The organism is Thiobacillus sp. (genome assembly GCA_024235835.1).
Classification (GTDB): Bacteria; Pseudomonadota; Gammaproteobacteria; order Burkholderiales; family Thiobacillaceae; genus PFJX01.
Genome location: JACKLQ010000002.1, coordinates 875946 through 899681 on the forward strand (window position 1 = coordinate 875946; position 23736 = coordinate 899681).

The 23736-nt window shown below is 64.9% G+C and carries 21 protein-coding genes; 15 read left to right on the forward strand and 6 right to left on the reverse strand.

Annotation, left to right across the window (positions count from 1 at the left end; genetic code table 11):
* Nucleotides 1–23: 23 nt before the first annotated feature.
* The 9 genes from H6935_12355 to H6935_12395 all read left to right on the forward strand — a co-directional run bounded on the left by H6935_12355 (nt 24) and on the right by H6935_12395 (nt 8984).
* A complete protein-coding gene (locus H6935_12355; protein ID MCP5279137.1) occupies nt 24–2186 on the forward strand; it encodes a phosphoketolase in 2163 nt (720 codons plus the stop codon).
* Nucleotides 2187–2190: 4 nt separating this feature from the next.
* Nucleotides 2191–3561 (forward strand): four-carbon acid sugar kinase family protein, encoded by a 1371-nt coding sequence (locus H6935_12360; GenBank protein ID MCP5279138.1) that lies wholly within the window; start codon nt 2191–2193, stop codon nt 3559–3561.
* 43 nt (nt 3562–3604) lie between these two features.
* Nucleotides 3605–5059 (forward strand): FAD-binding protein, encoded by a 1455-nt coding sequence (locus H6935_12365; protein ID MCP5279139.1) that lies wholly within the window; start codon nt 3605–3607, stop codon nt 5057–5059.
* A 2-nt stretch (nt 5060–5061) separates the two neighbouring features.
* The gene (gene glcE, locus H6935_12370) at nt 5062–6120 is read left to right on the forward strand and encodes a glycolate oxidase subunit GlcE (GenBank protein MCP5279140.1); all 1059 of its coding nucleotides are present in this window, start codon (nt 5062–5064) and stop codon (nt 6118–6120) included.
* Nucleotides 6120–7337, forward strand: a complete 1218-nt coding sequence (gene glcF, locus H6935_12375; GenBank protein MCP5279141.1) for a glycolate oxidase subunit GlcF — start codon at nt 6120–6122, stop codon at nt 7335–7337. Before glcE ends, glcF begins: the two co-directional genes overlap by 1 nt.
* An 18-nt stretch (nt 7338–7355) precedes the next feature.
* Nucleotides 7356–8030: a DNA repair protein RadC gene (gene radC, locus H6935_12380; GenBank protein ID MCP5279142.1), complete on the forward strand. Its 675-nt coding sequence runs from the start codon at nt 7356–7358 to the stop codon at nt 8028–8030.
* Between the two features lie 68 nt (nt 8031–8098).
* Nucleotides 8099–8332: a 50S ribosomal protein L28 gene (gene rpmB / locus H6935_12385; protein ID MCP5279143.1), complete on the forward strand. Its 234-nt coding sequence runs from the start codon at nt 8099–8101 to the stop codon at nt 8330–8332.
* 11 nt (nt 8333–8343) lie between these two features.
* On the forward strand, nt 8344–8511 hold the full coding sequence (gene rpmG / locus H6935_12390) for a 50S ribosomal protein L33 (protein ID MCP5279144.1): 168 nt from the start codon (nt 8344–8346) through the stop codon (nt 8509–8511).
* A gap of 146 nt (nt 8512–8657) precedes the next feature.
* Complete coding sequence (locus tag H6935_12395; protein ID MCP5279145.1) at nt 8658–8984, forward strand: hypothetical protein; 327 nt, start codon at nt 8658–8660, stop codon at nt 8982–8984.
* A gap of 200 nt (nt 8985–9184) precedes the next feature.
* Here the strand turns inward: H6935_12395 and H6935_12400 are convergent, their stop codons facing one another.
* The 4 genes from H6935_12400 to H6935_12415 form a co-directional block, all read right to left on the reverse strand.
* Nucleotides 9185–10351, reverse strand: coding sequence for a fatty acid desaturase (locus tag H6935_12400; protein ID MCP5279146.1), 1167 nt, complete (start codon nt 10349–10351; stop codon nt 9185–9187).
* Nucleotides 10352–10478: 127 nt separating this feature from the next.
* Entirely contained in the window at nt 10479–11027 is a 549-nt protein-coding gene (locus tag H6935_12405; GenBank protein MCP5279147.1) for a phospholipase D family protein, read from the reverse strand.
* On the reverse strand, nt 11024–12295 hold the full coding sequence (locus H6935_12410; GenBank protein ID MCP5279148.1) for an RsmB/NOP family class I SAM-dependent RNA methyltransferase: 1272 nt from the start codon (nt 12293–12295) through the stop codon (nt 11024–11026). The genes H6935_12405 and H6935_12410 overlap by 4 nt, the downstream gene beginning before the upstream one ends.
* A gap of 59 nt (nt 12296–12354) precedes the next feature.
* Nucleotides 12355–13260 (reverse strand): LysR family transcriptional regulator, encoded by a 906-nt coding sequence (locus tag H6935_12415; GenBank protein ID MCP5279149.1) that lies wholly within the window; start codon nt 13258–13260, stop codon nt 12355–12357.
* A gap of 149 nt (nt 13261–13409) precedes the next feature.
* Here H6935_12415 and H6935_12420 point away from each other — a divergent pair, with 149 nt between their 5' ends.
* The 4 genes from H6935_12420 (at nt 13410) to H6935_12435 (ending at nt 19010) form a co-directional block, all read left to right on the forward strand.
* Nucleotides 13410–14789, forward strand: coding sequence for a ribulose-bisphosphate carboxylase (locus H6935_12420; GenBank protein MCP5279150.1), 1380 nt, complete (start codon nt 13410–13412; stop codon nt 14787–14789).
* 142 nt (nt 14790–14931) lie between these two features.
* Complete coding sequence (locus H6935_12425; protein ID MCP5279151.1) at nt 14932–15735, forward strand: CbbQ/NirQ/NorQ/GpvN family protein; 804 nt, start codon at nt 14932–14934, stop codon at nt 15733–15735.
* Nucleotides 15736–15858: 123 nt separating this feature from the next.
* Entirely contained in the window at nt 15859–18123 is a 2265-nt protein-coding gene (locus H6935_12430; GenBank protein ID MCP5279152.1) for a VWA domain-containing protein, read from the forward strand.
* Nucleotides 18124–18554: 431 nt separating this feature from the next.
* Nucleotides 18555–19010, forward strand: coding sequence for a DUF2934 domain-containing protein (locus H6935_12435; GenBank protein ID MCP5279153.1), 456 nt, complete (start codon nt 18555–18557; stop codon nt 19008–19010).
* A 72-nt stretch (nt 19011–19082) separates the two neighbouring features.
* Here H6935_12435 and H6935_12440 read toward each other — a convergent pair whose 3' ends face one another.
* Complete coding sequence (locus tag H6935_12440; GenBank protein ID MCP5279154.1) at nt 19083–19772, reverse strand: Crp/Fnr family transcriptional regulator; 690 nt, start codon at nt 19770–19772, stop codon at nt 19083–19085.
* 245 nt (nt 19773–20017) lie between these two features.
* Between H6935_12440 and H6935_12445 the strand changes: the two genes are divergently transcribed.
* On the forward strand, nt 20018–21916 hold the full coding sequence (locus H6935_12445; GenBank protein ID MCP5279155.1) for a type IV pili methyl-accepting chemotaxis transducer N-terminal domain-containing protein: 1899 nt from the start codon (nt 20018–20020) through the stop codon (nt 21914–21916).
* 29 nt (nt 21917–21945) lie between these two features.
* Nucleotides 21946–22605, forward strand: a complete 660-nt coding sequence (gene narL / locus H6935_12450) for a two-component system response regulator NarL (protein MCP5279156.1) — start codon at nt 21946–21948, stop codon at nt 22603–22605.
* 12 nt (nt 22606–22617) lie between these two features.
* Here the strand turns inward: narL and H6935_12455 are convergent, their stop codons facing one another.
* Nucleotides 22618–23586 (reverse strand): LysR family transcriptional regulator, encoded by a 969-nt coding sequence (locus tag H6935_12455; protein MCP5279157.1) that lies wholly within the window; start codon nt 23584–23586, stop codon nt 22618–22620.
* Nucleotides 23587–23736: the final 150 nt, after the last annotated feature.

The window sequence follows — 23736 nt, forward strand, 5'->3', positions numbered from 1 at the left end:
CGACCCCTGATTTCTGTGCCGGCATGCAGTACTTCGGCGAGGCCTGGCCAGGCTTCGACAACCATGGGACCGAGCCCGCCGTGGAGGTCGCCACCGGCCGCATCAAGGAAGTGGATGAAACTGCCGCCTACCAGACCCTGCTCATGGCCGACGCCCTGCGCTACGTCACCCTCCAGGTCTGCGGTTCCAAGGGCTCCGGCCACCCCGGCGGCTTTGCCTCCAGCGCCGAGGCCTACGCCTCCCTGGTGATGCTGGGCCACACCAACATCGTCACCGAGGTGGGCCACCACGCCCCCGGCTTCTACAGCGCCATGTTCCTGGACACCTCCCTGGAGGAGATGGGCATCCGCACCATGAGCGACATGATGGCCCGCTTCCGGGAGAAGCACGGCCTGCTGGGCCACCTGTCCGGCGCCATCCCGGGCCTGTTGGCCCCCGCCGGTCCCCTGGGGCAGGGCCAGCATTTCGCCATGGCCGGCGCCCTGCTGCACCCCGGCAAGCTGTTCCCGGTGACCATCGGCGACGGCGGCATGGGGGAGCCCTACGTGCTCAATTCCATGATGCATTTCCACACCGCCTATCCCAAGGTCACCAACTTCCTGCCCACCCTGATCTGGAATGGCTACAGCCAGGAGCACCATTCCATGGTGTCCCGCTTTACCAATGACGAGATGATCGCCTACTGGAAGGGCCACGGCTTCGAGAAGGTGGTACTGGTGGATGCCAAGGCATTCGACGATTCCGGCCAGGACGGCGCCTATGTGGATTCCTCCCGCTTCTCCCACGGCCAGCGCCTGGCCTTTGCCAAGGCCGTGCTGGAAGGCGTGGACCGGGCCGCCAAGGCCGCCCTGTCCGGCAAGCTCACCGCCTTCATCATCAAGCAGTTGAAGGGCGCCGGCGTGCACACCCTGGGTGCCAAGTCCCACAACCTTTATCCGGCCGATACCCTGGAGGCGCCGCTGATCGTCGACGGCTTGAAGCGCCGCGCCCTCAACCCCGAGGCCTGGACCATCGTGCGGGAAAACTTCGTGCGCGCCGGCGGCGGCCCCGCCGTTAAGACCGCGGTCACCGAGCACGTGCTGGACATCGCGCCCCTGGGTGCCTTCCCCACCCAGGAGTTCAAGAAGGGAGAAAAAGCCGTGCCCGCCACCGCCATGGGCGCCCTGGTGGCCTGGGTGGGCGGCCAGGACGAGCGCTTCGTGGTGACCAATGCCGACGGCAACGAGGCGTCCGCCATGAAGAACATCAACGATGCCCTGAAGATCCGCCATCCCACCCAGGATCCCCTGTACAACCAGGAGCCCAACGGCCAGGTGTACGAGCCCCTCAACGAGGACGCCTGCGCCGGCCTGGCCGCCGGCCTGTCCCTGTTCGGCTCCCGGGCCCTGTGGCTCAGCTATGAAAGCTTCGCCATCAACGGCTGGCCCATCGTCCAGACGGTCACCCAGGCCATGGCCGAACTGCGCCGCAAGACGCCTTCCGTGGTGACCATGTTCACCGCCGGCGCCCTGGAGCAGGGGCGCAACGGCTGGACCCACCAGCGCCCGGAGATCGAGAACTACTTCGCCGCCCAGATGCGCAACGGCAACGTGTTCATGCTGTTCCCCTGTGACGCCAACGCCATCCAGGCCGCCTACGAGTACGCCACCAACAGCTACAACAAGGGCATGGTGATCATTGCCTCCAAGTCCCCCCTGCCGGTGTACATGGGCATGGATGAGGCCCGGGACGCGGTGGAGAAGGGCGCCGCCACCATCTATGAAAGTGCCTCCGGCACCAAGGGAACGGTGGTCTTCGCCGTCACCGGCGACATGGTCTACCTGCCCGTGTTCGAGGCCAAGGACAGGCTGGAGGCTGAAGGCTACAGGGTGCGCATCGTCGCCGTGGTGAACCCCCGCCGCTTGTATCGCGCCACCGACGTGGCCTGGGACACGGTGTCCGAGCCGGACAACGCCTTCATGGACGACGACCACTTCAACGCCCTGTTCGACGGCGATGTGCTCATGGCCGTGAGCGGCGGCCCCTCCGCCAGCCTGGAGCCGGTCTTGATGCGCACCCGGGCGGCCCGTCGCGACACCTTTGCCTGGAAGCGCGGCGAGACCACCGCCAGCCCGGCGGAGATCATGGACTTCAACGGCATCACCGCCGCGAAGATGGCGGCGCGGGTCCACGCCCTGGCGGGCTGAAGGAATGAATGCCATGGCCGAGACAAAGACCAAGATCATCGTCCTGGACGACGACCCCACCGGCTCCCAGACGGTGCATAGCTGCCTGCTGCTCACCCAGTGGGACGAGGCCACCTTGAAGCAGGCCCTGCTGGACCCATCGCCCATCTTCTTCGTGCTGACCAACACCCGGGGCATGGATGCGACGCGGGCCGCTGCGGTCACCCGGGAGGTGTGCTGGAAGCTGCACCAGGTGCTGGAGAAGCTGGAGAAGTCCGGCCAGCACATCAATGCCCTGTTCGTCAGCCGCTCGGATTCCACCCTGCGGGGCCACTACCCCGTGGAGACGGATGTCATGGCAGAGGAGCTGGGGGGCTTTGACGCCCACTTCCTTACCCCGGCCTTCTTCGAGGGCGGCCGCATCACCCGGGATTCCGTGCACTACCTGATGGTGGACGGAAAGCCCGTGCCCACTTCGGAGACCGAGTTCGCCAAGGATTCCGTGTTCGGTTATTCCACCAGCTACCTGCCGGATTACGTGGCGGAAAAGACCAAGGGGCGCATCCCGGCCCAGGACGTGGAACGCTTCCTGTTGGAGGATATTCGGGCAGGCGTGGTGGACCGGCTCATGGCCCTCAAGGGCAATGTCTGTTGCGTGGTGGACGCCGAGGTCCAGGACGACCTGGATCGCTTCGCCGCCGACGTGCTGGCAGCCGTGGCCCGGGGCAAGCGCTTCCTGTTCCGCAGTGCCGCCAGCCTGCTCACGGCGCTGGCACGCCTGCCGGCCCAGCCCATTCCCGCCACGGACATGGGCCAATGGACACGGGGCAACTACCCCGGCGCGGTGATCATGGGTTCCCACGTGGGCAAGTCCACGCGCCAGCTGGAGGCCTTGTTGCAGGACCCGGAAGCCGTGCCGGTGGAAGTGGATGTGGATCGCGTGCAGCCTGACCGGGACGCCTTGTTGGCAGAAGTGCTGGATAAGGTGAGACGCCTCCATGCCCGGGGCGCCACCCCCGTGGTGTTCACCAGCCGCCGGGAACGCACCTTTGCCGACGAAGCCACCCGCCTGGCCTTCGGCGAGGCCGTGTCCGCCTTCCTCATGGATGTGGTGCGGGGCATGCCGCGTACCCTGGGCTACCTCATCAGCAAGGGCGGCATCACCAGCAACGACACCCTGTCCAAGGGACTGGCGCTGGCGTCGGCCAGGGTCCTGGGCCAGATTCTGCCCGGCGTTTCGGTGGTGCGCTGCCCCGGGGATCATCCGGCTTTCACCAACATGCCGGTGGTGATCTTTCCCGGCAACGTGGGGGGTGACGATGCACTGCTGACGGCCTTCCTGCGCCTCTCCAGGCGGGAAGGCGGGCAAGGTCAGCAGGAAGCCAAGGCTGCCTGAGTCCGAAATTGGCCGGCCTGAAAAACTGGCATCATCCTGCCCCATGCCCCTGACCCCCGACTTCATCGCCACCCTCCAGGCCGCACTCCCCGGCCGGGTGCTGGCCAGCGCCGAGGCCTGCCGCCCCTACGAGTGCGATGGCCTGTCCGCCTACCGCAAGACGCCAGAGGTGGTGGCCCTGCCGGAGACGGTGGAGGAGGTGCGGGCCGTCCTGGGCCTGTGCAGCCGGCACGGCGTGCCCGTGGTGGCCCGGGGCGCGGGCACCGGGCTGTCCGGTGGCGCCCTGCCCATTGAGGGCGGCTTGTTGTTAGGCATGGCCAAATTCAACCGGATACTCAACATCGACGCCGCCAACCGCACCGCCCGGGTTCAGCCCGGGGTGCGCAACCTGGCCATCTCCGAGGCCGCCGCCGCCTATGGTTTGTATTACGCCCCGGACCCGTCCTCCCAGATCGCCTGTTCCATCGGCGGCAATGTGGCGGAGAACTCCGGCGGGGTCCACTGCCTGAAGTACGGCCTCACCGTGCACAACGTGTTTTCGGTGACCATGCTCACCATGGACGGCGAACTGGTCACCCTGGGCAGCCAGGCCCTGGATGGCCCCGGCCTGGACCTGCTGGCCCTGTTCACCGGCTCGGAAGGCCTGCTGGGCGTCATCGTGGAAGTGACGGTGAAGCTGCTGCCCCGGCCCGAGCGGGCCCAGGTGCTGCTGGCCGCCTACGACGATGTGGAAAAGGCCGGGGGTGCCGTGGCGGCCATCATCGCCGCCGGCATCATCCCGGCGGGCCTGGAGATGATGGACAACCCGGCCATTCGCGCCGCCGAGGCCTTCGTCCACGCGGGATATCCCGAGGACGCCGCCGCCATCCTGCTGTGCGAACTGGATGGATCCAACGCCGAGGTGTCCGAGGAAATCCTGCGGGTGCGCAAGCTCTTGCTGGACTCCGGCGCCACCGAGGTGCGCACCGCCCAGGACGAGGCCCAGCGCATGAAGTTCTGGGCCGGGCGCAAGAATGCCTTCCCCGCCGTGGGCCGCCTGTCGCCGGACTATTACTGCATGGACGGCACCATCCCCCGCCTGCACCTGGCCCGGGTGCTGGGGGAGATCAATCGCCTGTCCAACGAATACGGCTTGAAAGTGGCCAACGTGTTCCACGCCGGTGACGGCAACCTGCATCCCCTCATCCTTTACGATGCCAACACGCCTGGCGAGTTGGAGAGGACCGAGGAATTCGGTCGCCGCATCCTGGAACTGTGCGTGGAGGTGGGTGGCACGGTCACCGGCGAGCACGGCGTGGGCGTGGAAAAGCTGGACGCCATGTGCAGCCAGTTCGCCGCTCCCGAGTTGAACCAGTTCATGGCAGTGAAGGCCGCCTTCGATTCTGCCGGACTGCTGAACCCCGGCAAGGCCGTCCCTACCCTGCACCGCTGTGCCGAGTTCGGCCGCATGCACGTGCATGGCGGCAAGCTGGCGCATCCGGAATTGCCCAGGTTCTAGCCATGGCCAGCGATATTTCCACCCAGCTTCAGGCCCGGGTCCAGGCAGCACTGGCCGACCGGACACCCCTGGCCATCCGTGCCGGCGGCAGCAAGGACTTCTATGGCCGTCGGGTGGTGGGCGACTCCTTGGACGTGGCCGGCCATGCCGGTATCGTCGGCTACGCGCCCACGGAACTGGTAGTCACCGCCCGTTGCGGCACGCCCCTGGCGGATTTGGAAGCGGCGTTGGCCCGGCAGGGCCAGATGCTGCCCTTCGAGCCGCCACGTTTCGCCGAAGCGGCCACGGTGGGTGGCATGGTGGCCGCCGGCCTCTCCGGCCCCCGGCGGCCCTGGGGCGGGGCGGTACGGGACGCGGTGCTGGGGGTGAAATTGCTCACCGGCAGGGGGGAGGTCCTCAGCTTCGGCGGCCAGGTGATGAAGAACGTGGCGGGCTATGACGTCTCCCGCCTCATGGCCGGCAGTCTGGGCAGCCTGGGGGTGATCCTGGAAGTCTCCCTGAAGGCGCTGCCCGGGCCAGCCAAGGAAATCACCGTGGTGCAGGAGGCGGATGCTCCTGCGGCCCTGGAGCGCCTTGCCTTCTGGCAGGGCAAGGCCTGGCCACTGTCCGCCAGCCTACACGACGGCGAGCGCCTTTGGATCCGTCTTTCCGGCACCCACGCAGGCGTGAACGCCGCCCGGGAGGCAATGGGGGGCGAGGAGGTGGGAGACCTGTCCATCTGGACTCGGGCACGGGAACAGACCCTGCCGTTCTTCGATACGGATCGGCCCCTGTGGCGCCTGTCCGTACCCCCCGCGACCCCCGTCCTGGACCTGCCCGGCACCTGGCTCACGGAATGGGGAGGCGCCCAGCGCTGGCTGGTGTCGGACGCGCCGGCCGCCAGCATCCGCGCCGCTGCCACCACGGCGGGCGGTCATGCCACGCTGTTCCGAGCTCATCACGAGCGGGGCGAGGTGTTCCAGCCCCTGCCGGGGCCACTGCTGGCCCTCCACAAGCGCATCAAGGCCAGTTTCGACCCGGCGGGCATTTTGAATCCCGGCGTGATGTATCAAGGCCTGTAATGGAAACCCATCTGCCCGCCGATCTGCTGAACACGCCGGAAGGCAAGGAGGCCGAAGCCATCCTGCGCGCCTGCGTCCATTGTGGTTTCTGCAACGCCACCTGTCCCACCTACCAGATACTGGGCGACGAGCTTGATGGCCCCCGGGGCCGCATCTACCTGATGAAGCAGATGCTGGAGGGCCAGCCGGTGACGGCGGAGACCCGCCTGCACCTGGACCGTTGTCTCACCTGCCGCAACTGCGAGACCACCTGTCCGTCCGGGGTTCAATACGGGCGCCTGGTGGATATCGGTCGCCATGTCGCCGAGCAGCGGGCGCCTCGGCCCCTGTCCGAACAGGTCATGCGCAAGGCTTTGCGGACCGGACTGACTACCCCCATCCTGTTCGAACCGGTCTTGAAGGTGGGGCGGGCCTTGCGCGAATTCCTCCCCCGGTCCTTGCGGGAGCATGTTCCTCCCGCGACCCAGGCCAAGGCCTGGCCCGCCAATGCCCATGTCCGTTCCATGCTGGTGTTGGAAGGTTGTGTGCAGCCGGGACTGGCCCCGGAGACCAATGCGGCCGCCGCCCGGGTGCTGGACCGCCTGGGCATACGGCTCATTGCCGCCCGGGGGGCGGGCTGCTGCGGCGCCATCGACCAGCATCTGGCGGCGCCCGACGCCGCCCTGAATGCCATGCGCCGCAACATCGACGCCTGGTGGCCCCACATTCGCGCGGGGGCGGAAGCCATCGTCCTCACCGCCAGCGGCTGCGGCAGCCTGGTGAAGGAATATGCGCACCACCTGCACCATGATCCTGTCTACCGAACCAAGGCGGCGCGGGTGTCCGCCCTGGCCAGGGACTTGTCCGAAGTGCTTGCGGCCGAGGATCTCGGCGCCCTCCGGATCGCCAAGCCCCGGCGCGTGGCCTACCACCCCCCCTGCAGCCTGCAGCACGGCCAGAAGGTCCGGGGCGTGGTGGAGGGTATCCTCGTCCAGGCCGGGCACCAACTGGTGCCCTTTGCCGAGAGCCACCTCTGCTGCGGCTCCGCCGGCACCTATTCCCTGCTCCAGCCCGAACTTTCCCGCACCCTGCGGGAGCGCAAGCTGGGGCATATCCAGACAGTCCGGCCCGATGTCATCGCCACCGCCAACATCGGCTGCCAGACCCATCTGGCCGCCGGCGCCGACGTGCCGGTGGTGCACTGGATCACCCTGTTGGAGAATGGGGCCTCCCGATAATCAAACAGGGGAGGTGCCATGGCCATAACCGATTGGCCCGAGGGCGAACGTCCGAGGGAGAAGCTCCTTCAGCGCGGTGCATCCGCACTTTCAGATGCCGAGTTGCTGGCCATCTTTCTGCGCGTGGGGGTAAAGGGCAAGAGCGCCGTGGAACTGGCCCGGGACCTCCTGGCCCACTTCGGCAGCCTGACGCGGCTGTTCCATGCCAGCCAGGCCGAATTCGCCGCATTTCCCGGCATGGGGCCGGCCAAATTTGCCCAGTTGCAGGCCGTCCTGGAGATGGCCCGCCGGGCCCTGGGGGAGGAGATGGCCCAGGGGGATGCCCTGGGTTCGCCCGGTGCCGTGCGGGACTACCTGCGCCTGCATCTGGGCGGTCTGGGCCACGAGGTGTTCATGGCCCTGTTCCTGGATGCCCAGAACCGGGTGCTGGCCCGGGAAGAACTGTTCCGGGGCACCCTCACCCAGACCTCGGTCTACCCCCGGGAGGTGGTGAAGCGGGCCCTGGCCCACAATGCCGCAGGCATCATCCTGGCCCACAACCATCCCTCCGGCGTGGCGGAGCCTTCCCAGGCGGACCGCTGGCTCACGGACCAGCTCAAGACAGCCCTGGGCCTGGTGGACGTGAAGGTGCTGGACCATTTCATCGTCGCCGGCACCAGGGGCTTGTCCTTCGCCGAGCGAGGTTTGCTTTGACCCTTGCAGGAAATCCGTGCTATAAATCGCCTCCTTTTTTACGCCAACCGAATTCCGGGGTACGAATCATGGCCCGTGTATGCCAAGTAACCGGCAAGAAGCCGATGGTGGGAAACAACGTTTCCCACGCCAACAACAAGACCAAGCGTCGTTTCCTGCCCAACCTGCAGAACCGTCGTTTCTGGGTCGAGAGCGAGAACCGCTGGGTACGCATGCGCGTCACCAACGCCGCCCTGCGACTCATCGACAAGAAGGGCATCGACGTGGTCCTCGCCGACCTGCGCGCCGCCGGTGAGATCTAAGGAGAACGAACATGGCTAAAGGCGCACGCGAAAAGATCAAGCTGGAGTCCACTGCCGGCACCGGTCACTTCTACACGACCACCAAGAACAAGAAGACCATGCCCGAGAAGATGGCGATCATGAAGTACGATCCCAAGGCCCGTAAGCATGTGGAATACAAGGAAACCAAGCTGAAATAAGCTGGTTGGCCGTTGTATGGGAAACCCCGCCCCGGCGGGGTTTTTTGTTTGGAGCGCCCGCTTTCCTTGCGCCCGGCCAGGGCCTACCCTTTGCAGGGTGGATACGCATGCTTGAAAGGGGGATGGAGATGGACAGGCACGTACGTATGGGCAAGACATCGCTGGCGCTGGCGGCGCTGGTCGGCTTCCTGGCGGGGTGCGCGTCGGATCCGTCCGCTTCCCCCGCGGCTGACAACACAAAGGTCATGCAACATCGCCTGGAGGATCTGGAGCGGCGGGTGCAACGGCTGGAGAGCCGGCCGTCGGTGGAAGAGCCCTACCGTGTCCGGGAGGAAATTCAGGCCCATATCAAGCGGCTGGAAGCAGAGCGGGCCAAGCTCCTGGTGAAATATACGGACCAGCACCCTGCGGTGCGGGACATCGACCGCAGGCGCCTCATCCTCAACGAGCAGTTGCAGCAGCTGGGCCCCTGATGCCTGACTGCCACGCGTGACGTGGCGTCAGGTCAGTACCCGCCCCGCCGGACTCAGGGCCATGCACGGGTGCGGGTGCCCGCCAGGAAACTGTTCACCAGGGGGCCCCGGGCGATGACTTTCCCCGGATCCTCAGTCTGGCCACCAGCAGGGCAGCGACCGGCAGGCGTATGGCCATGGCTGCGCGTCAGCTGCCTTTCTCAGGCGTAACTGCGCAGCTTCAGGGAGAACTGGGACAGGGCCTCGATGCCGCTTTCCTCGGCCTTGCGGCACCAGTCCTGGAGCTGGAACACCAACTGCTCCCGGCTGGCGGAAGAGCGGCCCCAGATGGCAGCCAGTTCCTGGCGCATCTGGTAGAGCTGCTTGAGACGCTCGCTGCTGGCCAGCACCTTGGCCAATGAGTCCCGCTCCTCGGTCTTGAGGTCGGCCTTGTCCAGGTTCAGCCAGCGCAGCACCTGCTTGCGCTCGGGGATGTTGCCGCCCAGCCTGGCAAGTTCCTGTCCGGTGATCTTGCGGATGGCCCGGGCATAGCGGGTGAGCACGTCGTAGCGGTGGGTGATGACGGCGTGGAGAAGTTCCGCGTCGCAGAAGTGCTTGATCTCACCCCAGCGCACCCGGGGGGCCACCTTTTTCACATTGGCCAGGCCGAGGATTTCCATCGTGCGGATGTACAGCCAGCCGATGTCGAATTCATACCAGCGGTTGGATAGCTTGGCGGAGCTCCCGTAGGCGTGGTGGTTGTTGTGCAGTTCCTCGCCGCCGATGAGGATGCCCCAGGGCACGATATTGGTGCTGGCATCCTCGCAGGCGAAGTTGCGGTAGCCCCAGTAGTGGCCGATGCCGTTGATGACGCCGGCGGCGAAGATGGGAATCCAGAGCATCTGTACGGCCCAGATGGTGAGGCCGATAGGGCCGAACAGCATTACGTCCAGGGCCAGCATCAGCACGATGCCCTTGGCGGAGTGGGGTGTGTAGAGCTTGCGCTCCAGCCAGTCGTCCGGGGTGCCGTGGCCGTAGCGTTCCAGGGTCTCGGCATCCTTCGCCTCGGCCTGGTAGAGCTCGGCGCCCTCCCAAAGCACCTTGGAAAGGCTCATCACTTGTGGGCTGTGGGGGTCTTCCGGGGTTTCGCACTTGGCGTGGTGCTTGCGGTGGATGGCGGCCCAGGCCTTGGTGACCATGCCGGTGGTGAGCCATAGCCAGAAGCGGAAGAAATGGGAGATGACGGGGTGAAGTTCCAGGGCCCGATGGGCCTGGCAGCGGTGCAGGAAAATGGTGACGCCGGCGATGGTGATGTGGGTCAGGGCCAAGGCGACCAAGATGTAGCCCCACCAGGGTAGCTGGATCAGGCCGTTGAGAAGCACGTTCATAAGTAAGCGATATGGAATTGCAGGAGATTACTTTACGCCCAGGTTGGCCCATTGGGGACCGGGCGGATCATGTAGGGTTATGTAGGGGTGATGAGCGGTACATCAAGGCCGGGCCATTCGAAGGAGTCTAGCGGGACAGCTTCAGGCTGTGGGCCCGGTGCCGGCGCCAGTTGGCGGCATAGGCCTGGGCCAGCAGGGGATTGTCCCGCAGCACCAGGAGGTTTTCCGCGTTGCGGTACTGGGCGGCGTGGGTGAAGTTGAAGCTGCCGGTGATGAGGACCGGCTGGGGTGTGCCCGCGTCCAGCACCATGACCTTGTTGTGGGCTGCGGAGTGGTCCCCGTCGATCCAGACCGGCACGCCCTGCCGGGCCAGCCAGTCCACCAGGCTGGTCTCCAGCTTTTCTGCCTGCTGGCGGTCGGCGACCAGGGATACCTCCACGCCGCGCTTTTTCGCCGCCACCAGGGCCGCGGCGATGTCCTTGTGCGTGAAACCGTAGGCCTGCACCAGGATTTCCCGTTTGGCACGGTTGATGGCGTTGACCACCAGGGCTCCCGCGTCATCCCCGGGGGTGAAGGCCACCTGGATGTCTCCCCGGGCCACCAGGGCCAGGGGCTCGGTTGCATGGGGCGACGGGCTGGCCAGAGACACCAGGGCCGCCAACAGCAGGCGGATCATGGCTGGTTGCGCTCCAGCACGGCAGCGAAGAAGCCGTCCGTGCCATGGCGGGCCGGGTCCAGGCGCAGGGTGTCTCCCATTTCCAGTTCGATGCGCTGGGCGGCCAGCACTTCCCCTGCCGGTACCTGGTGGAACTCGGGATGGGCCGCCAGGAAGGCTTCGACAATGGCCTCGTTCTCTTCCGTCAGCAGGCTGCAGGTGGCGTAGACCAGGCGGCCGCCGGCTTTCACCAGGCGGCTGGCGGAATCCAGGATGGACTGCTGCTTCTCTATCAGTTCGGCCACGGACTCGGGGCTCTGGCGCCACTTCAGGTCCGGGTTGCGTCGCAGGGTGCCCAGGCCGGAGCAGGGGGCGTCCACCAGCACCCGGTCGAACTTGCCCGCCAGGCGCTTCACCTTGGTGTCCCGCTCGCTGGCGATGACCTGGGCCTGGACGTTGGACAGGCCGGAGCGGGCCAGGCGGGGCTTGAGTTTGGCCAGGCGCTTTTCCGATACGTCGAAGGCATAGAGCCGGCCCGAACTGCGCATCATGGCGCCCAGCAGCAATGTCTTGCCGCCCGCGCCGGCGCAGAAGTCGCACACCATTTCGCCCCGTCGGGGGGCCAGGAGCTGGCCCAGCAGTTGGCTGCCCTCGTCCTGGACTTCCAGGCTGCCGTCCAGAAACAGGGGATGCTTCTGCAGGGCGGGCTTGCCCTTCAGGCGCAGGCCCAGGGGGGACCAGGGGGTGGGTTCGGCGGCCAGGCCCTCCTGCTCCATGGCGGCCAGGGCCTCCTCACGGCCTAGTTTGGCCGGGTTCACACGCAGGTCCAGGGGGGCAGGGGCGTTCAGGGCCTCCATGAGTCCTGGCAGGGCATCGCCGTACTGGGCAGCGAGGCGTTCGTACAACCAGTCCGGCAGGTCCAGGCGTTGGGCGTCGGACAGGGCGTACAGGTCCACGGCCTTGATGCCCCGCAGCCAATCCAGCTCGGCCTTGTGCTTGCCCACCAGGGGCTCCAGCTCCCGCAGGTTGTAGCCGCCAAAGCGGGCCAGCCAGGCCAGCACCAGGCGGCGGGGCGTGGGGGTGCGCCCGCTGTCGCCTACCGCCAGGTGTTCCAGGCTGCGCAAACGGCGGATGACGCCATACACGGTCTCGGCGATGAAGCCCCGTTCCCGGCCTCCCAGCTTGGGGTAATTGCGGAAGAAGGCGGAAAGCTGGACATCCGCCGGGCGGGTGAAGTCCAGGCAGAGTTCCACCGCCTCGATGGCGTGGGTCAGGTCTTGGGGTGTCATGAGACTCGGGAAGAAAGCCCGGAAACGGAATGGGCGGGGATTATCTCAAACCGGACGGGTTATTCCGCCAGGGCCCGGGCGGCATCGGCACGCATGAAGTCGATGAAGCTCTGGGCGGCGGAGGAGAAGCGCTTGCCGGGCCGGTGCACGATGTACCAGTGGCGCAGGATGGGGGTGTCCTCCACGTCCAGCACCACCAGACGATCCAGCTTCAATTCCATGTCCAGGGTATGGCGGGACACCAGGCCCAGGCCCAGGCCCGCTTCCACGGCCCGCTGGATGGCGATGTTGCTGTTCATCTCCATGCCGGCGGTGAGGGCCGCCTTGTGCTCGGCGAAGAAGCGCTCCGTGGCGGCCCGGGTGCCGGAGCCGGGTTCCCGCATGATGAAGGTCTCCCCTTCCAGGCGGGTGGCGGGAATTTCTTTCTGCCTGGCCAGGGGATGGCCGGGCGGGGCGATGATCACCAGGGGGTTGTCCATGAAGGCATGGGCCTCCAGATCCAGATCCTCAGGCGGCTTGCCCATGATCACCAGGTCCACGTCGTTGTGGGCCAGGGCGGTGAGCAGCTTCTCCCGGTTGCCCACGTCCAGGCGTACCTTGAGTTGGGGATGTTGCTGGGAGAAGGCGGCCAGCAACCGGGGGGCGAAATACTTGGTGGTGCTGACGGCGGAGATTTTCAGTTCCCCCTTGTCCAGGCCCTTCATGCGGGCCAGGGACTCGTCCAGTTCGGCGATCTGCAGGGCCACGGTCTGGCTGCACTGGAAGACAGCTTCCCCCGCCTCGGTGAGGAATATCTTCTTGCCTATCTGTTCCAGCAGGGGCAGGCCCGCCATCTCGTCCAGTTGCTTCACCTGCATGGACACGCCCGGCTGGGACAGGTGCAGTTCCTCCGCCGCCCGGGAGAAGGAGCGATGCCGGGCCACGGCCTCGAAGACCTGGAGTTGGCGCAGGGTGGGGTGGATCATGGCAGCCTCGCGGACAAGGATCGGCAAGCAAGGGGTATAAGTTATTCATTATGCACAGGATAAGAACATCTGAATATTACTTATCAATAACCCTGCGTATAGTTCGCCCCACTCGCACTGGGGCTTCCCCACTTTTTAGGAGATGAGCAATGGATCAATCAGCACGTTACGCCGACCTGTCCCTCAAGGAAGATGATCTGATCAAGGGTGGCAAGCATATCCTGGTGGCCTACAAGATGAAGCCCAAGTCCGGCTACGGTTACCTGGAAGCCGCCGCTCACCTGGCTGCCGAATCCTCCACCGGCACCAACGTTGAAGTCTCCACCACAGACGACTTCACCAAGGGTGTGGACGCGCTGGTCTATCACATCGACGAAGCCACCGAAGATCTGCGCATCGCTTATCCGCTGGAACTGTTCGACCGCAACATCACCGACGGCCGCATGATGATCGTCTCCTTCCTGACCCTGGTGATCGGCAACAACCAGGGCATGGGCGACATCGAGCATGCCAAGATGATCGACTTCTACATGCCCGAGCGCGCCATCCAGCTGTTCGACGGCCCCTCCAAGGACATCTCCGACATGTGGCGCATCCTGGGTCGTCCGGTCAAGGATGGCGGCTACATCGCCGGCACCATCATCAAGCCCAAGCTGGGTCTGCGTCCCGAGCCCTTCGCCCACGCCGCTTACCAGTTCTGGCTGGGTGGTGACTTCATCAAGAACGACGAGCCCCAGGGCAACCAGGTGTTCTGCCCCGCCAAGAAGGTCTACCCTCTGGTGTATGACGCCATGAAGCGTGCCCAGGACGAAACCGGCCAGGCCAAGCTGTTCTCCGCCAACATCACCGCTGACGACCACTATGAGATGATGGCCCGCGCCGATTTCATCCTGGAAACCTTCGGACCCGACGCCGACAAGGTGGCCTTCCTGGTGGACGGCTACGTGGGCGGCCCCGGCATGGTGACCACCGCCCGTCGCCAGTACCCCAACCAGTACCTGCACTACCACCGTGCCGGACATGGCGCCGTGACTTCCCCGTCCGCCAAGCGTGGCTACACCGCCTTCGTGCTGTCCAAGATGTCCCGTCTGCAAGGTGCTTCCGGCATCCACGTGGGCACCATGGGCTACGGCAAGATGGAAGGTGATGCGACCGACAAGAACATCGCCTACATGATCGAGCGCGACGAAGCCCAGGGCCCGGTCTACTTCCAGAAGTGGTACGGCATGAAGCCCACCACCCCCATCATCTCCGGCGGCATGAACGCCCTGCGTCTGCCCGGCTTCTTCGAGAACCTGGGCCACGGCAACGTGATCAACACCTCCGGCGGCGGCTCCTACGGCCACATCGACAGCCCGGCGGCCGGCGCCATTTCCCTGCGCCAGTCCTACGAGTGCTGGAAGCAAGGTGCAGATCCCATCGAGTTCGCGAAAGAGCATAAGGAATTCGCTCGCGCCTTCGAGTCCTTCCCCGGCGACGCCGACAAGCTGTTCCCCGGCTGGCGCGAGAAGCTGGGCGTGCACAAGTAAGCTGAAACGCTTGGCATCAAGGAAACGCCCCCGGCTTGCTGGGGGCGTTTTTGTTCCGGCCATGGATGCCCATGGGGGGAACATGACTTTGAGGCGTCATTCCGGCCTTCGCCGGAATGACGGATTCGTTGGAGAGTTGATCATGACCGACAAAGAGCAATACAAGGTTCACAAGGAACCCTTCTACCAACAGCAGCACAACGAGGTGGCCCTGTACGAGGCCGCCTACCGCAACCGCCTGCCGGTGATGGTGAAAGGCCCCACGGGCTGCGGCAAATCCCGCTTCGTGGAATACATGGCCTGGAAGTTGGGCAAGCCCCTGATCACCGTGGCCTGCAACGAGGACATGACCGCCAGCGACCTGGTGGGACGCTACCTGCTGGAAGCCAACGGCACCCGCTGGCTGGACGGCCCCCTGACCACCGCCGCCCGCATCGGCGCCATCTGCTATCTGGACGAGATCGTCGAGGCCCGCCAGGACACCACCGTGGTGATCCACCCCCTGACAGACCACCGCCGCACCCTGCCCCTGGACAAGAAGGGCGAGCTCATCGAGGCCCACCCCGACTTCCAACTGGTCATCAGCTACAACCCCGGCTACCAGTCCCTGATGAAGGACCTGAAGCAGTCCACCAAGCAGCGCTTCACCGCCTTCGACTTCGACTATCCGGGCGCCGAGCTGGAGACCAGCATCCTGGCCAAGGAAACCGGCCTGGACGAGGCCACCGCCGGCAAACTGGTGAAGATCGGCCACACCGCCCGCAACCTGAAGGGCCACGGTCTGGACGAAGGCATCTCCACCCGCCTGCTGGTCTATGCCGCCACCCTCATCAAGGACGGCGTGAACCCGGTGGAAGCCTGCCGCATGGCCCTGGTTCGGCCCATCACCGACGACGCCGACATCCGCGAGACCTTGGATCACGCCATCGACGCTACCTTTGCGTGATAGGGATGTTTTGGCCAGGTAGGTTGGGCTGACAAGGGAAGCCCAACTTGGCGTGGGATATGTTGGGCTTCGTGACTCTCCCCTTGCGGGGACAAGAGCCAACCTACGGAGAATGTGGCAGTGATGACCGAAACCGAATACCAGCACCCCCTGATGCAGGCCTACTGGGCCCAGATCGACACCCGCTTCAAGCAGGTGGAGGACGTGTTCGAGGACGTCATGGCCGAGGCCCTGGCGGTGCTGACCCGGCCGGGCATCGACGCCTATCTGGAAGCCGCCCGGGTCATCGGCAAGCTGGGCCGGGGCGTGGAGCCCATGCTGGCCTTCCTGGAGGAGTGGCCCTCCACCGCCAAGGCCATCGGCGAGGGGGCTTTGCCCCAGTTCATGGCCCTCATCCAGCGCATGCAGAAGTCTCCCAACGGCAAGGCCATCACGCCCTTCCTCCAGACCCTGGCCCCCGTGGCCCGCCGGCTCCATTCCCGGGAGCAGATGCAGCGCTACCTGGACATCACCCTGGATTTCATGGAGCGCACCACCGGCTCCATCCACGGCCACCACACCACCTTCCCCAGCCCCGGCCTGCCGGACTTCCTGGCCCAGGCCCCCTTCCTGCTGTCCCAGCTCACCCTGTCCGGCATGAAGAAGTGGGTGGAATACGGCATCCGCAACTACGGCAACCACCCGGAACGGCAGAAGGACTACTTCTGCCTCCAATCCGCCGACAGTCGCGCCGTGCTGCAACGGGAGCGCCACGGCACCCTGTTCATGGACGTGGAGCGCAAGCTGGACCTCTACCTGCGCGGCCTGTGGGCCGACAGCGACCAACTGGTGCCGTATTCCACCGCCTTCGACGAACTGCGCAAGCCCGTGCCCTATTACGACAAGCTGGGCATGCGCATCCCGGACGTGTACGACGACGCCGGAGACATCTCGGGTTTGAACCGTTACCGCGCCACCCTGGCCCACATGGTGGGCCACCGCCGCTGGAGCGAGGCCCAGATCGCCGACAACTGGAGCCCCTTCCAGCGCATGGCCGTGGAGTTCTTCGAGGACTGCCGCATCGAAAACCTGCTGTGCCGGGAGTACCCGGGCCTGCGCCGCATCTTCCTGGGCCTGCATCCCAAGCCCGTGGAAGGCGGTTGCGACGAGGAGACCACCTCCTGCCTGCGTTATCGTATGGCCATGCTGTCCCGGGCCCTGTTGGACCCGGACCACGGCTATACCGACGCCAACCTGCTGGATTACGTGGCCCGCTTTCACGCATTGCTGGCGGACGGCGCCGAATCCAATACCAAGGACATCGCCGCCCTGGCCTTGAGCTATGTCGCCAAGACCCGCCGCCAGAGCGACCAGTTCGCCAAGATCCACTTTGACGACACGGTGGTGGACTACCGGGACGACAACCGGCAGATGTGGAAATTCATCGAGGAAGGGGACGAGGAAGAGGCCTTCGACGCCAAGCGCAAGATCGAGCCGGGGGAGGAACTGAAGGGCCTGCCGCCCCGCCACTACCCCGAGTGGGACTACAAGAGCCAGACCTACCGCCCGGACTGGGCCAGCGTCTACGAAGCCCTGCACCCCAAGGGCAACAGCGCGGACATCGACAAGCTGCTGCAGAAGCACGGCGCCCTGGCCAAGCGCCTGAAGCGGATGCTCGACCTGCTCAAGCCCCAGGACAAGGTGCGCATCCGCTACCAGGAGGAGGGGAGTGAACTGGACCTGGACGTGGCCATCCGCTCCCTCATCGACTTCAAGGGCGGCGCCAACCCGGACCCCCGCATCAACATGAGCCACCGCACCAACGGCCGGGACATCTCCGTCATGCTGCTGCTGGACCTGTCGGAATCCCTCAACGAAAAAGCGGCGGGCGGCGAGCAAACCATCCTGGAACTCAGCCAGGAAGCCGTCTCCCTGCTGGCCTGGGCCGTGGAACAACTGGGCGACCCCTTCGCCATCGCCGGCTTCCATTCCAACACCCGCCACGATGTGCGCTACCTGCACATCAAGGGCTACGGCGAACACTGGGGCGACGAGGCCAAGGGTCGCCTGGCCGCCATGCAGGCCGGCTGGTCCACGCGCATGGGCGCCGCCATGCGCCACGCCGCCCACTACCTGGAAGCCCGCAAGGCGGACAAGAAACTCATGCTCATCCTCACCGACGGCCAGCCCTCCGACGTGGACACCCAGGACGAGCAACTGCTCATCGAGGACACCCGCCAGGCCGTGCAGGAACTGGACCGGGACGGCATCTTCACCTACTGCATCAGCCTGGACCCCAAGGCCGACGAATACGTCAGCAACATCTTCGGCCGGCAGTACACGGTGATCGACAACATCCAGCGCCTGCCGGAAAAATTGCCGGAGCTTTTCCTCGCATTGACGAAGTGAATGCGAGGAACGGCAATTTTCAGTGAAGGCTAACTTGCGTCAGCAAGTTAAGCCGTGAAGCGGCGGCCGGAACTAAAAGATGCCGGAGCTTTTCCTCGCATTGACGAAGTGAATGCGAGGAACGGGCCGGCTACGAAGAGTCGTCGGTCCTGTGTGTGGAGGGGGTGCCCTGGCATTCGCGGCAAGGAATATATTCCTTGCCTGGACCAGCGGTCCCCACTTCGGAGTGAATACCATGACAACGGTAGCAAAAAGTTCATGCCCACCTGCTCGGGTTATAAACAAAATCCCGCTTTCAGCAGAGTTCCCTTGCAGGTTGATCCCAAGCAGGGGGTATGCGTCCATAAGCAATATTGCTTAAAGAGATTCAAGGCGCGGCCGATAAGATCGCGTTGATTGTTTTGTCATCCATTGATGGGGAGAAAGTAGCCATGGCCAGTACCAAGAAACCTTCCGATACCGCCGCGACCAAGAAGACCTCCACCGCCGCGAAGGCAGCCGCAGCGGACAAGCCGAAGGCGCCCGCCAAGACTGCAGCCAAGCCGAAAGCCGTTGCCGACAAGCCCGTGGCAAAGGCTGCTGCGCCTGCCAAGGAAACCAAGGCTGCGGCGGCGAAGAAAGCCAGCACCCCCGCCACCAAGGCCAAGGCAGCCAGCCCTGCGAAGGCCGCCGCCAAGCCGGTCAAGGCAGGTGCCGGCAAGGCCAAGGTGGCGGCGAAATCCAACGCCTCGGCCGTTACGCCCGAGCAGCGCTTTCACTACATCGAGGTGGCGGCCTATTACATCGCCGAACGGCGAGGGTTCCATGGCGGCAATGCCGCGGAGGACTGGGCCCAGGCCGAGCTGGAAGTTGACCGCCTGCTGTCCGAGGGCATGTTCAACGGCTGAAAGTTGCCACCGCCCTTTCCGAGTTGGGGGGCGGTGGTTCCGATGTGCCAGGCTCAGCGCCTGGCGCTCGCCTCAGCCTGCGTAGGCGCGCAGGGAGTCCAGATCCACCAGGGTGATGCAGCGTCCCTTTAGTTTGATGAGGCCTTCGGTGGAAAGCCGCTTGAGCACCCGGGAGAAAGTCTCCGGGGCCAGGTTGAGCTGGGAAGCTATGGTGGACTTGCTGACGTCGAGTTCCACCCTGAAGCTGTGGGCCGCTTCCGGCGCCCGTTGGCTTAGGAAATGGGCCACCCGCTGGGTGCTGCTGCGCTGCACGCAGGTCTCCAGGCTTTCGATGAGCTGGCACATGCGCTTGCCCATGCGGGCCATGAGGCAGTCCGCCAGGTCGGGGTTGCGGCGCATGGCTTCCCGCAGGGCCGTCTGCCTTAGTACCAGCAGCAGGCTATCCTTGTTGGCCTGGGCGTTGATGGGGGCCGTCAAGCCGGGGAACACGGCCTCTTCCGCGAAGGTGTCGCCGGCGAAGGCCATGCGCACGATGGTTTCCACGCCCCCCTGGTTGGTAAGGGACAGCTTGATCTGGCCTGAGATGACCAGGTACACGCTCTGTAGCGCATCGCCTTTCTGGAACAGGAACTCGTTCCGGGTGGCGGCGTACTCGTAGGCTCCCTGGGCCAGGCAATCGAGTTCACTGGCATGCAGGCAACGGAAGGCGGGCTGGTGGGCCAGCATTTCGGGGATGAAGTGTTGCCGGGTAGCGGTCATCATGCGGCTCCATTGAGGTGTTTCGACCTTGATAAAGGTCAAGTCTAGGGGCCGCGCGTGGGGATCGTAGGGGTCGAATACCCGACAGGAACACTAGAGATACCACTTAAGTGATATGCGGGGTATCTTATAACCAATTGAATTTCCATGGGCCTTGTCTGTTGACCCGAAATGCGCAGGGCACTGGAAATCAATGGTGGTATTCCCCATTCCCGGGCGCGGGCCTGAACTCATGACAGGAGACCTGGATGCGCAGAGTCAGGGACGCCCTATTCGAGCGTTCCATCATGCTCTGGCTGGCGGCGGCCATCCTGGCCGTATCGGCCATCGGCATCGGCGGCATGGTCATCTCGACTCTGGTGGTCGAGCAGGTCCAGGGCAGCGGCAGCGCCATCAACGTGGCGGGCAGCCTTCGGCGGCTGAGCCATCGCATGGGCAGCATCGTCCTCTCCGACGCGGAGAACGATCTCACGGACCATACCCTGCTGCAGTCAGCCATCGTCCATTTCGAGGCCACACTGAATCACCAGATGCTGACCGATGTGCTGCGGCGACAGCCGGACAACCCCGCCATGGCCACCTACCGCCAAGTGCAGGAAACATGGCGGCGGAGCCTGAAACCCAAGCTGGCCGAGCAGGCCCTGGCAGGCCCCAACCTTTTCCCGGTGGAAACCCACAACCGCTTGCTGCTGCTCATCGACGAGTTCGTGGACCAGATCAACACCATGGTGGCCCAGCTGGAGGCTGATACCGAGCAGCGAATCAGCACACTGCGCGCTATCCTGTGGGGTGCCGTGGCGCTAACCATCCTGGTGCTGCTCATCGGCCTGTTCATGATCCACAGGCGTGTGCTGCTGCCCCTGGATGCCCTGCTGGGAGGTGCCTCCCGCATCGGCGTGGGTGACTTCAACGCCCGCACCCATCATACGGGCCGGGACGAACTGGGGCGGGTGGGCCAGGCCTTCAATACCATGGCCGAGGCGGTATTCCGATCCCACCAGGATCTGGAGAAAAGAGTGCGGGAGAAAACAGCGGAACTGACTCGCAGCAACCGCAGCCTGGCCCTGCTCTACAACGCCATTTCCCAGCTGCACCATGCCCCCACGGCCCCCGAGACCTACCGGGCAGTGTTGGCGGAGCTCGATGGCCTGCTGGACCTGAAGGGCAGCATGGCCTGCCTCCAGGCCAAGCATGGTGGGCCGGCGAGTCTGCTGGCTTCCAGCCTGCCGGATTGTGGCGACCGGGGAGGCGAGGGATGCGCGGAGTGTTTGTCCACCGTGGCTCTGGTCGGGGGCCTCAAGCACTACAACGCGACGGCCGACGGCCACGAGCTCAACCTGCCCTTGCGGGATATGGACGGCACCTACGGGGTAATGCGCCTCGCCCTGCCCCAAGGGCGTTACCTGGGGCTTTGGCAGGAGCAATTGCTGGAGGCTCTGATCCGGCACATCGGTATTGCCCTGGGCATGAGCCGCAAGCTTGAGCAGGAGCGTCTGCTGGCCCTGCAGGAGGAACGCTCCACCATCGCCCGGGAACTTCATGATTCCATCGCCCAGTCCCTGTCCTACATGAAGATCCAGGCCAGCCTGCTACAGCCCGTGTTGTCGGACCCGGTGCGGCGGGAACAGGCCGAGACCGTGCTGCGTGACCTGCGAGAGGGCATCACCGCGGCCTACCGTCAGTTGCGCGAACTACTGGCCACCTTCCGCCTGAAGATGGAAAGCGACTTCCTCACCCTGCTGGCTGCCGCCGTGGACGAGTATGCGTCCCGGGGTGGCCTGAGTATCCACCTGGAAACCCGCCTGGAAGGTTGCCAGCTGACCCCAAACCAGGAGATTCACACCCTGCAGATCATGCGCGAGGCCCTGTCCAACGTGCTGCGACACGCCCACGCATCCCAGGCCTGGGTCCGGGTGGTGAACGGTGCCGGAGTAGAGGTGGAGGCCAGCGTGGAAGACGACGGTATCGGCCCGGCCGGGGAAATCGACGCGATCGCCGAGGATACCTTCCACTATGGCCTGACCATTATGCGGGAGCGAGCCCAGGGCCTTCATGGACACCTGGAGGTGGGCCCCCGCCCCGGCGGTGGTACCCGGGTCACCCTGCGTTTCCATGCCCAGCCCGTGCAAGTCCAAGAAGTTGCCTGACAACAAGACCAGGAGCCAGACTCAAACCCATGACCACCAACACGCAAAGCGTCCTCATCGTCGATGACCACCCCCTGTTCCGGCGCGGCCTGACCCAGTTGCTCAACACCATGGACACCTTTCGCCTGGTGGGCGAGGCGGCCAACGGCCATGAAGGTATCGAACTGGTCAAGCGACTGCGCCCCGACCTGCTGCTGCTGGACTTGAACATGAAGGACATGAGCGGCATCGAAGTGCTCAAGGCCGTGAAGGCGGGGGACCTGGAAACCAGGGTGGTGATGATCACCGTTTCCGACCAGGCGGACGATCTGGTGGCGGCCCTGCGCAACGGCGCCGACGGCTACCTGCTCAAGGACATGGAACCGGAGCAGATGGTGGAAAGCCTGGAGGCCGCCGCCAGCGGCCGGGTCATCGTCTCGGAAGCTCTAACCCATCTATTGGCCGCTGCCATTCGCCACAGCAACCGTCCTGAAAACGTCGGCGAGGCAGGACTCACGGAGCAAGAGGTGCGCATTCTGGAGCTCATCGCCGGCGGCATGATCAACAAGCTCATCGGTCGCGAGCTTGACATCGCAGAGGGCACCGTGAAGGTCCACGTCAAGCACATCCTGCGCAAGCTGGGCCTGCGTTCCCGGGTGGAGGCGGCGGTGTGGGCCGTGGAACGCCTGCTCAAGCCCAGGTCGAACTAAGAAAACCGGCTCTCATGCGCCGGGTTCGGCACGGAGCTTGTTTGTGCAGGGTGAGTCGCAGCAGGCCTGGTTCACGTTGGTCGAGCAGGCCGAATTCTCTTGTTTGGTGAGCAGAAAATCCAGGAAGGCACGGGCCACCACGGAAATCTGACGTCCCGCCGGGTGCACAGCGTACCAGTGGCGCTGGATGGGAAACCCCTCCGCGTCCAGCACGGCGAACTGGCCAGGCTGGTGCAGGGTGAGGGCGTGGCAGGAGAGGGCGGAGATGCCCAGTCCCGCCAGGATGGCCTGCTTGATGGCCTCGTTGCTGCCCAGTTCCAGGCGGGGGCGAATCTCCAGTCCGTGTTCATGGAACAGCCGCTCGATGGCCTTTCGGGTGCCGGACCCGGCCTCCCGCATGATCCAGGGTTCCTTGGCCAGGCGCTCCAGGGTCAGGTGTTTTTCCTTCGTCAGGGGATGGTCCGGGGCGGCCAGCACGACGATGGGGTTGTCCATGATGGGCGTGGCCACCACGTCGATCTCGTCGGGCGGCGTGCCCAACAGGTAGAGGTCGTCCAGGTTGTCCGCCATGCTGGCCAGCACCTGTTCCTTGTTGGTGACCCTCAGGCTAACGTCGATGCCCGGATGCAGCCTGGCGAATTCCCCCAGCAGCCGGGGCGCGAAGTAGGAGGCGGTGGTGATGGCCATGAGCTTGAGCTTGCCCTTCTCCAGGCCCCGGCGCTGGGCCACCGACATGGCGTAGCGGTCCAGGATAGCGAAGATTTCCCGGGTGACCTGGGCCAGTTCCTTGCCATCCTCGGTGAGCAGCACCTTCTTTCCCACCTGTTCCACCAGGGGCGAGCCCACGGTGTCGGTGAGTTTCTTCATTTGCATGGAGACCGTGGGCTGGGTGAGATACAGCTCTTCCGAGGCCCGGGTGAAGCTGCCCAGGCGGGCAATGGCCTCGAAGATCTCCAACTGGCGGAATGTGGTGTGGCGCATGGTCTATGTTGGAAGCCCCACGTGATGAAACGTGAAGGGGAAAAATGATAAATATAGACTTTAATCTATCGCATTAATAGAAAATCGTGACTGTTATTGATGATTAGTTGACCGCATCATTCGCCCACCTCAGACGGGCCCAAAAACGGC

Excerpts from the sequence above, each read along its gene's own strand:
- H6935_12355 (MCP5279137.1), top strand. The coding sequence starts at position 24 with ATGCAGTACTTCGGCGAGGCCTGGCCAGGCTTCGACAACCATGGGACC.
- H6935_12360 (MCP5279138.1), top strand. The coding sequence starts at position 2,191 with ATGAATGCCATGGCCGAGACAAAGACCAAGATCATCGTCCTGGACGAC.
- H6935_12365 (MCP5279139.1), top strand. The coding sequence starts at position 3,605 with ATGCCCCTGACCCCCGACTTCATCGCCACCCTCCAGGCCGCACTCCCC.
- glcE (MCP5279140.1), top strand. The coding sequence starts at position 5,062 with ATGGCCAGCGATATTTCCACCCAGCTTCAGGCCCGGGTCCAGGCAGCA.
- glcF (MCP5279141.1), top strand. The coding sequence starts at position 6,120 with ATGGAAACCCATCTGCCCGCCGATCTGCTGAACACGCCGGAAGGCAAG.
- radC (MCP5279142.1), top strand. The coding sequence starts at position 7,356 with ATGGCCATAACCGATTGGCCCGAGGGCGAACGTCCGAGGGAGAAGCTC.
- rpmB (MCP5279143.1), top strand. The coding sequence starts at position 8,099 with ATGGCCCGTGTATGCCAAGTAACCGGCAAGAAGCCGATGGTGGGAAAC.
- rpmG (MCP5279144.1), top strand. The coding sequence starts at position 8,344 with ATGGCTAAAGGCGCACGCGAAAAGATCAAGCTGGAGTCCACTGCCGGC.
- H6935_12395 (MCP5279145.1), top strand. The coding sequence starts at position 8,658 with ATGGGCAAGACATCGCTGGCGCTGGCGGCGCTGGTCGGCTTCCTGGCG.
- H6935_12400 (MCP5279146.1), bottom strand. The coding sequence starts at position 10,351 with ATGAACGTGCTTCTCAACGGCCTGATCCAGCTACCCTGGTGGGGCTAC.
- H6935_12405 (MCP5279147.1), bottom strand. The coding sequence starts at position 11,027 with ATGATCCGCCTGCTGTTGGCGGCCCTGGTGTCTCTGGCCAGCCCGTCG.
- H6935_12410 (MCP5279148.1), bottom strand. The coding sequence starts at position 12,295 with ATGACACCCCAAGACCTGACCCACGCCATCGAGGCGGTGGAACTCTGC.
- H6935_12415 (MCP5279149.1), bottom strand. The coding sequence starts at position 13,260 with ATGATCCACCCCACCCTGCGCCAACTCCAGGTCTTCGAGGCCGTGGCC.
- H6935_12420 (MCP5279150.1), top strand. The coding sequence starts at position 13,410 with ATGGATCAATCAGCACGTTACGCCGACCTGTCCCTCAAGGAAGATGAT.
- H6935_12425 (MCP5279151.1), top strand. The coding sequence starts at position 14,932 with ATGACCGACAAAGAGCAATACAAGGTTCACAAGGAACCCTTCTACCAA.
- H6935_12430 (MCP5279152.1), top strand. The coding sequence starts at position 15,859 with ATGACCGAAACCGAATACCAGCACCCCCTGATGCAGGCCTACTGGGCC.
- H6935_12435 (MCP5279153.1), top strand. The coding sequence starts at position 18,555 with ATGGCCAGTACCAAGAAACCTTCCGATACCGCCGCGACCAAGAAGACC.
- H6935_12440 (MCP5279154.1), bottom strand. The coding sequence starts at position 19,772 with ATGATGACCGCTACCCGGCAACACTTCATCCCCGAAATGCTGGCCCAC.
- H6935_12445 (MCP5279155.1), top strand. The coding sequence starts at position 20,018 with ATGCGCAGAGTCAGGGACGCCCTATTCGAGCGTTCCATCATGCTCTGG.
- narL (MCP5279156.1), top strand. The coding sequence starts at position 21,946 with ATGACCACCAACACGCAAAGCGTCCTCATCGTCGATGACCACCCCCTG.
- H6935_12455 (MCP5279157.1), bottom strand. The coding sequence starts at position 23,586 with ATGCGCCACACCACATTCCGCCAGTTGGAGATCTTCGAGGCCATTGCC.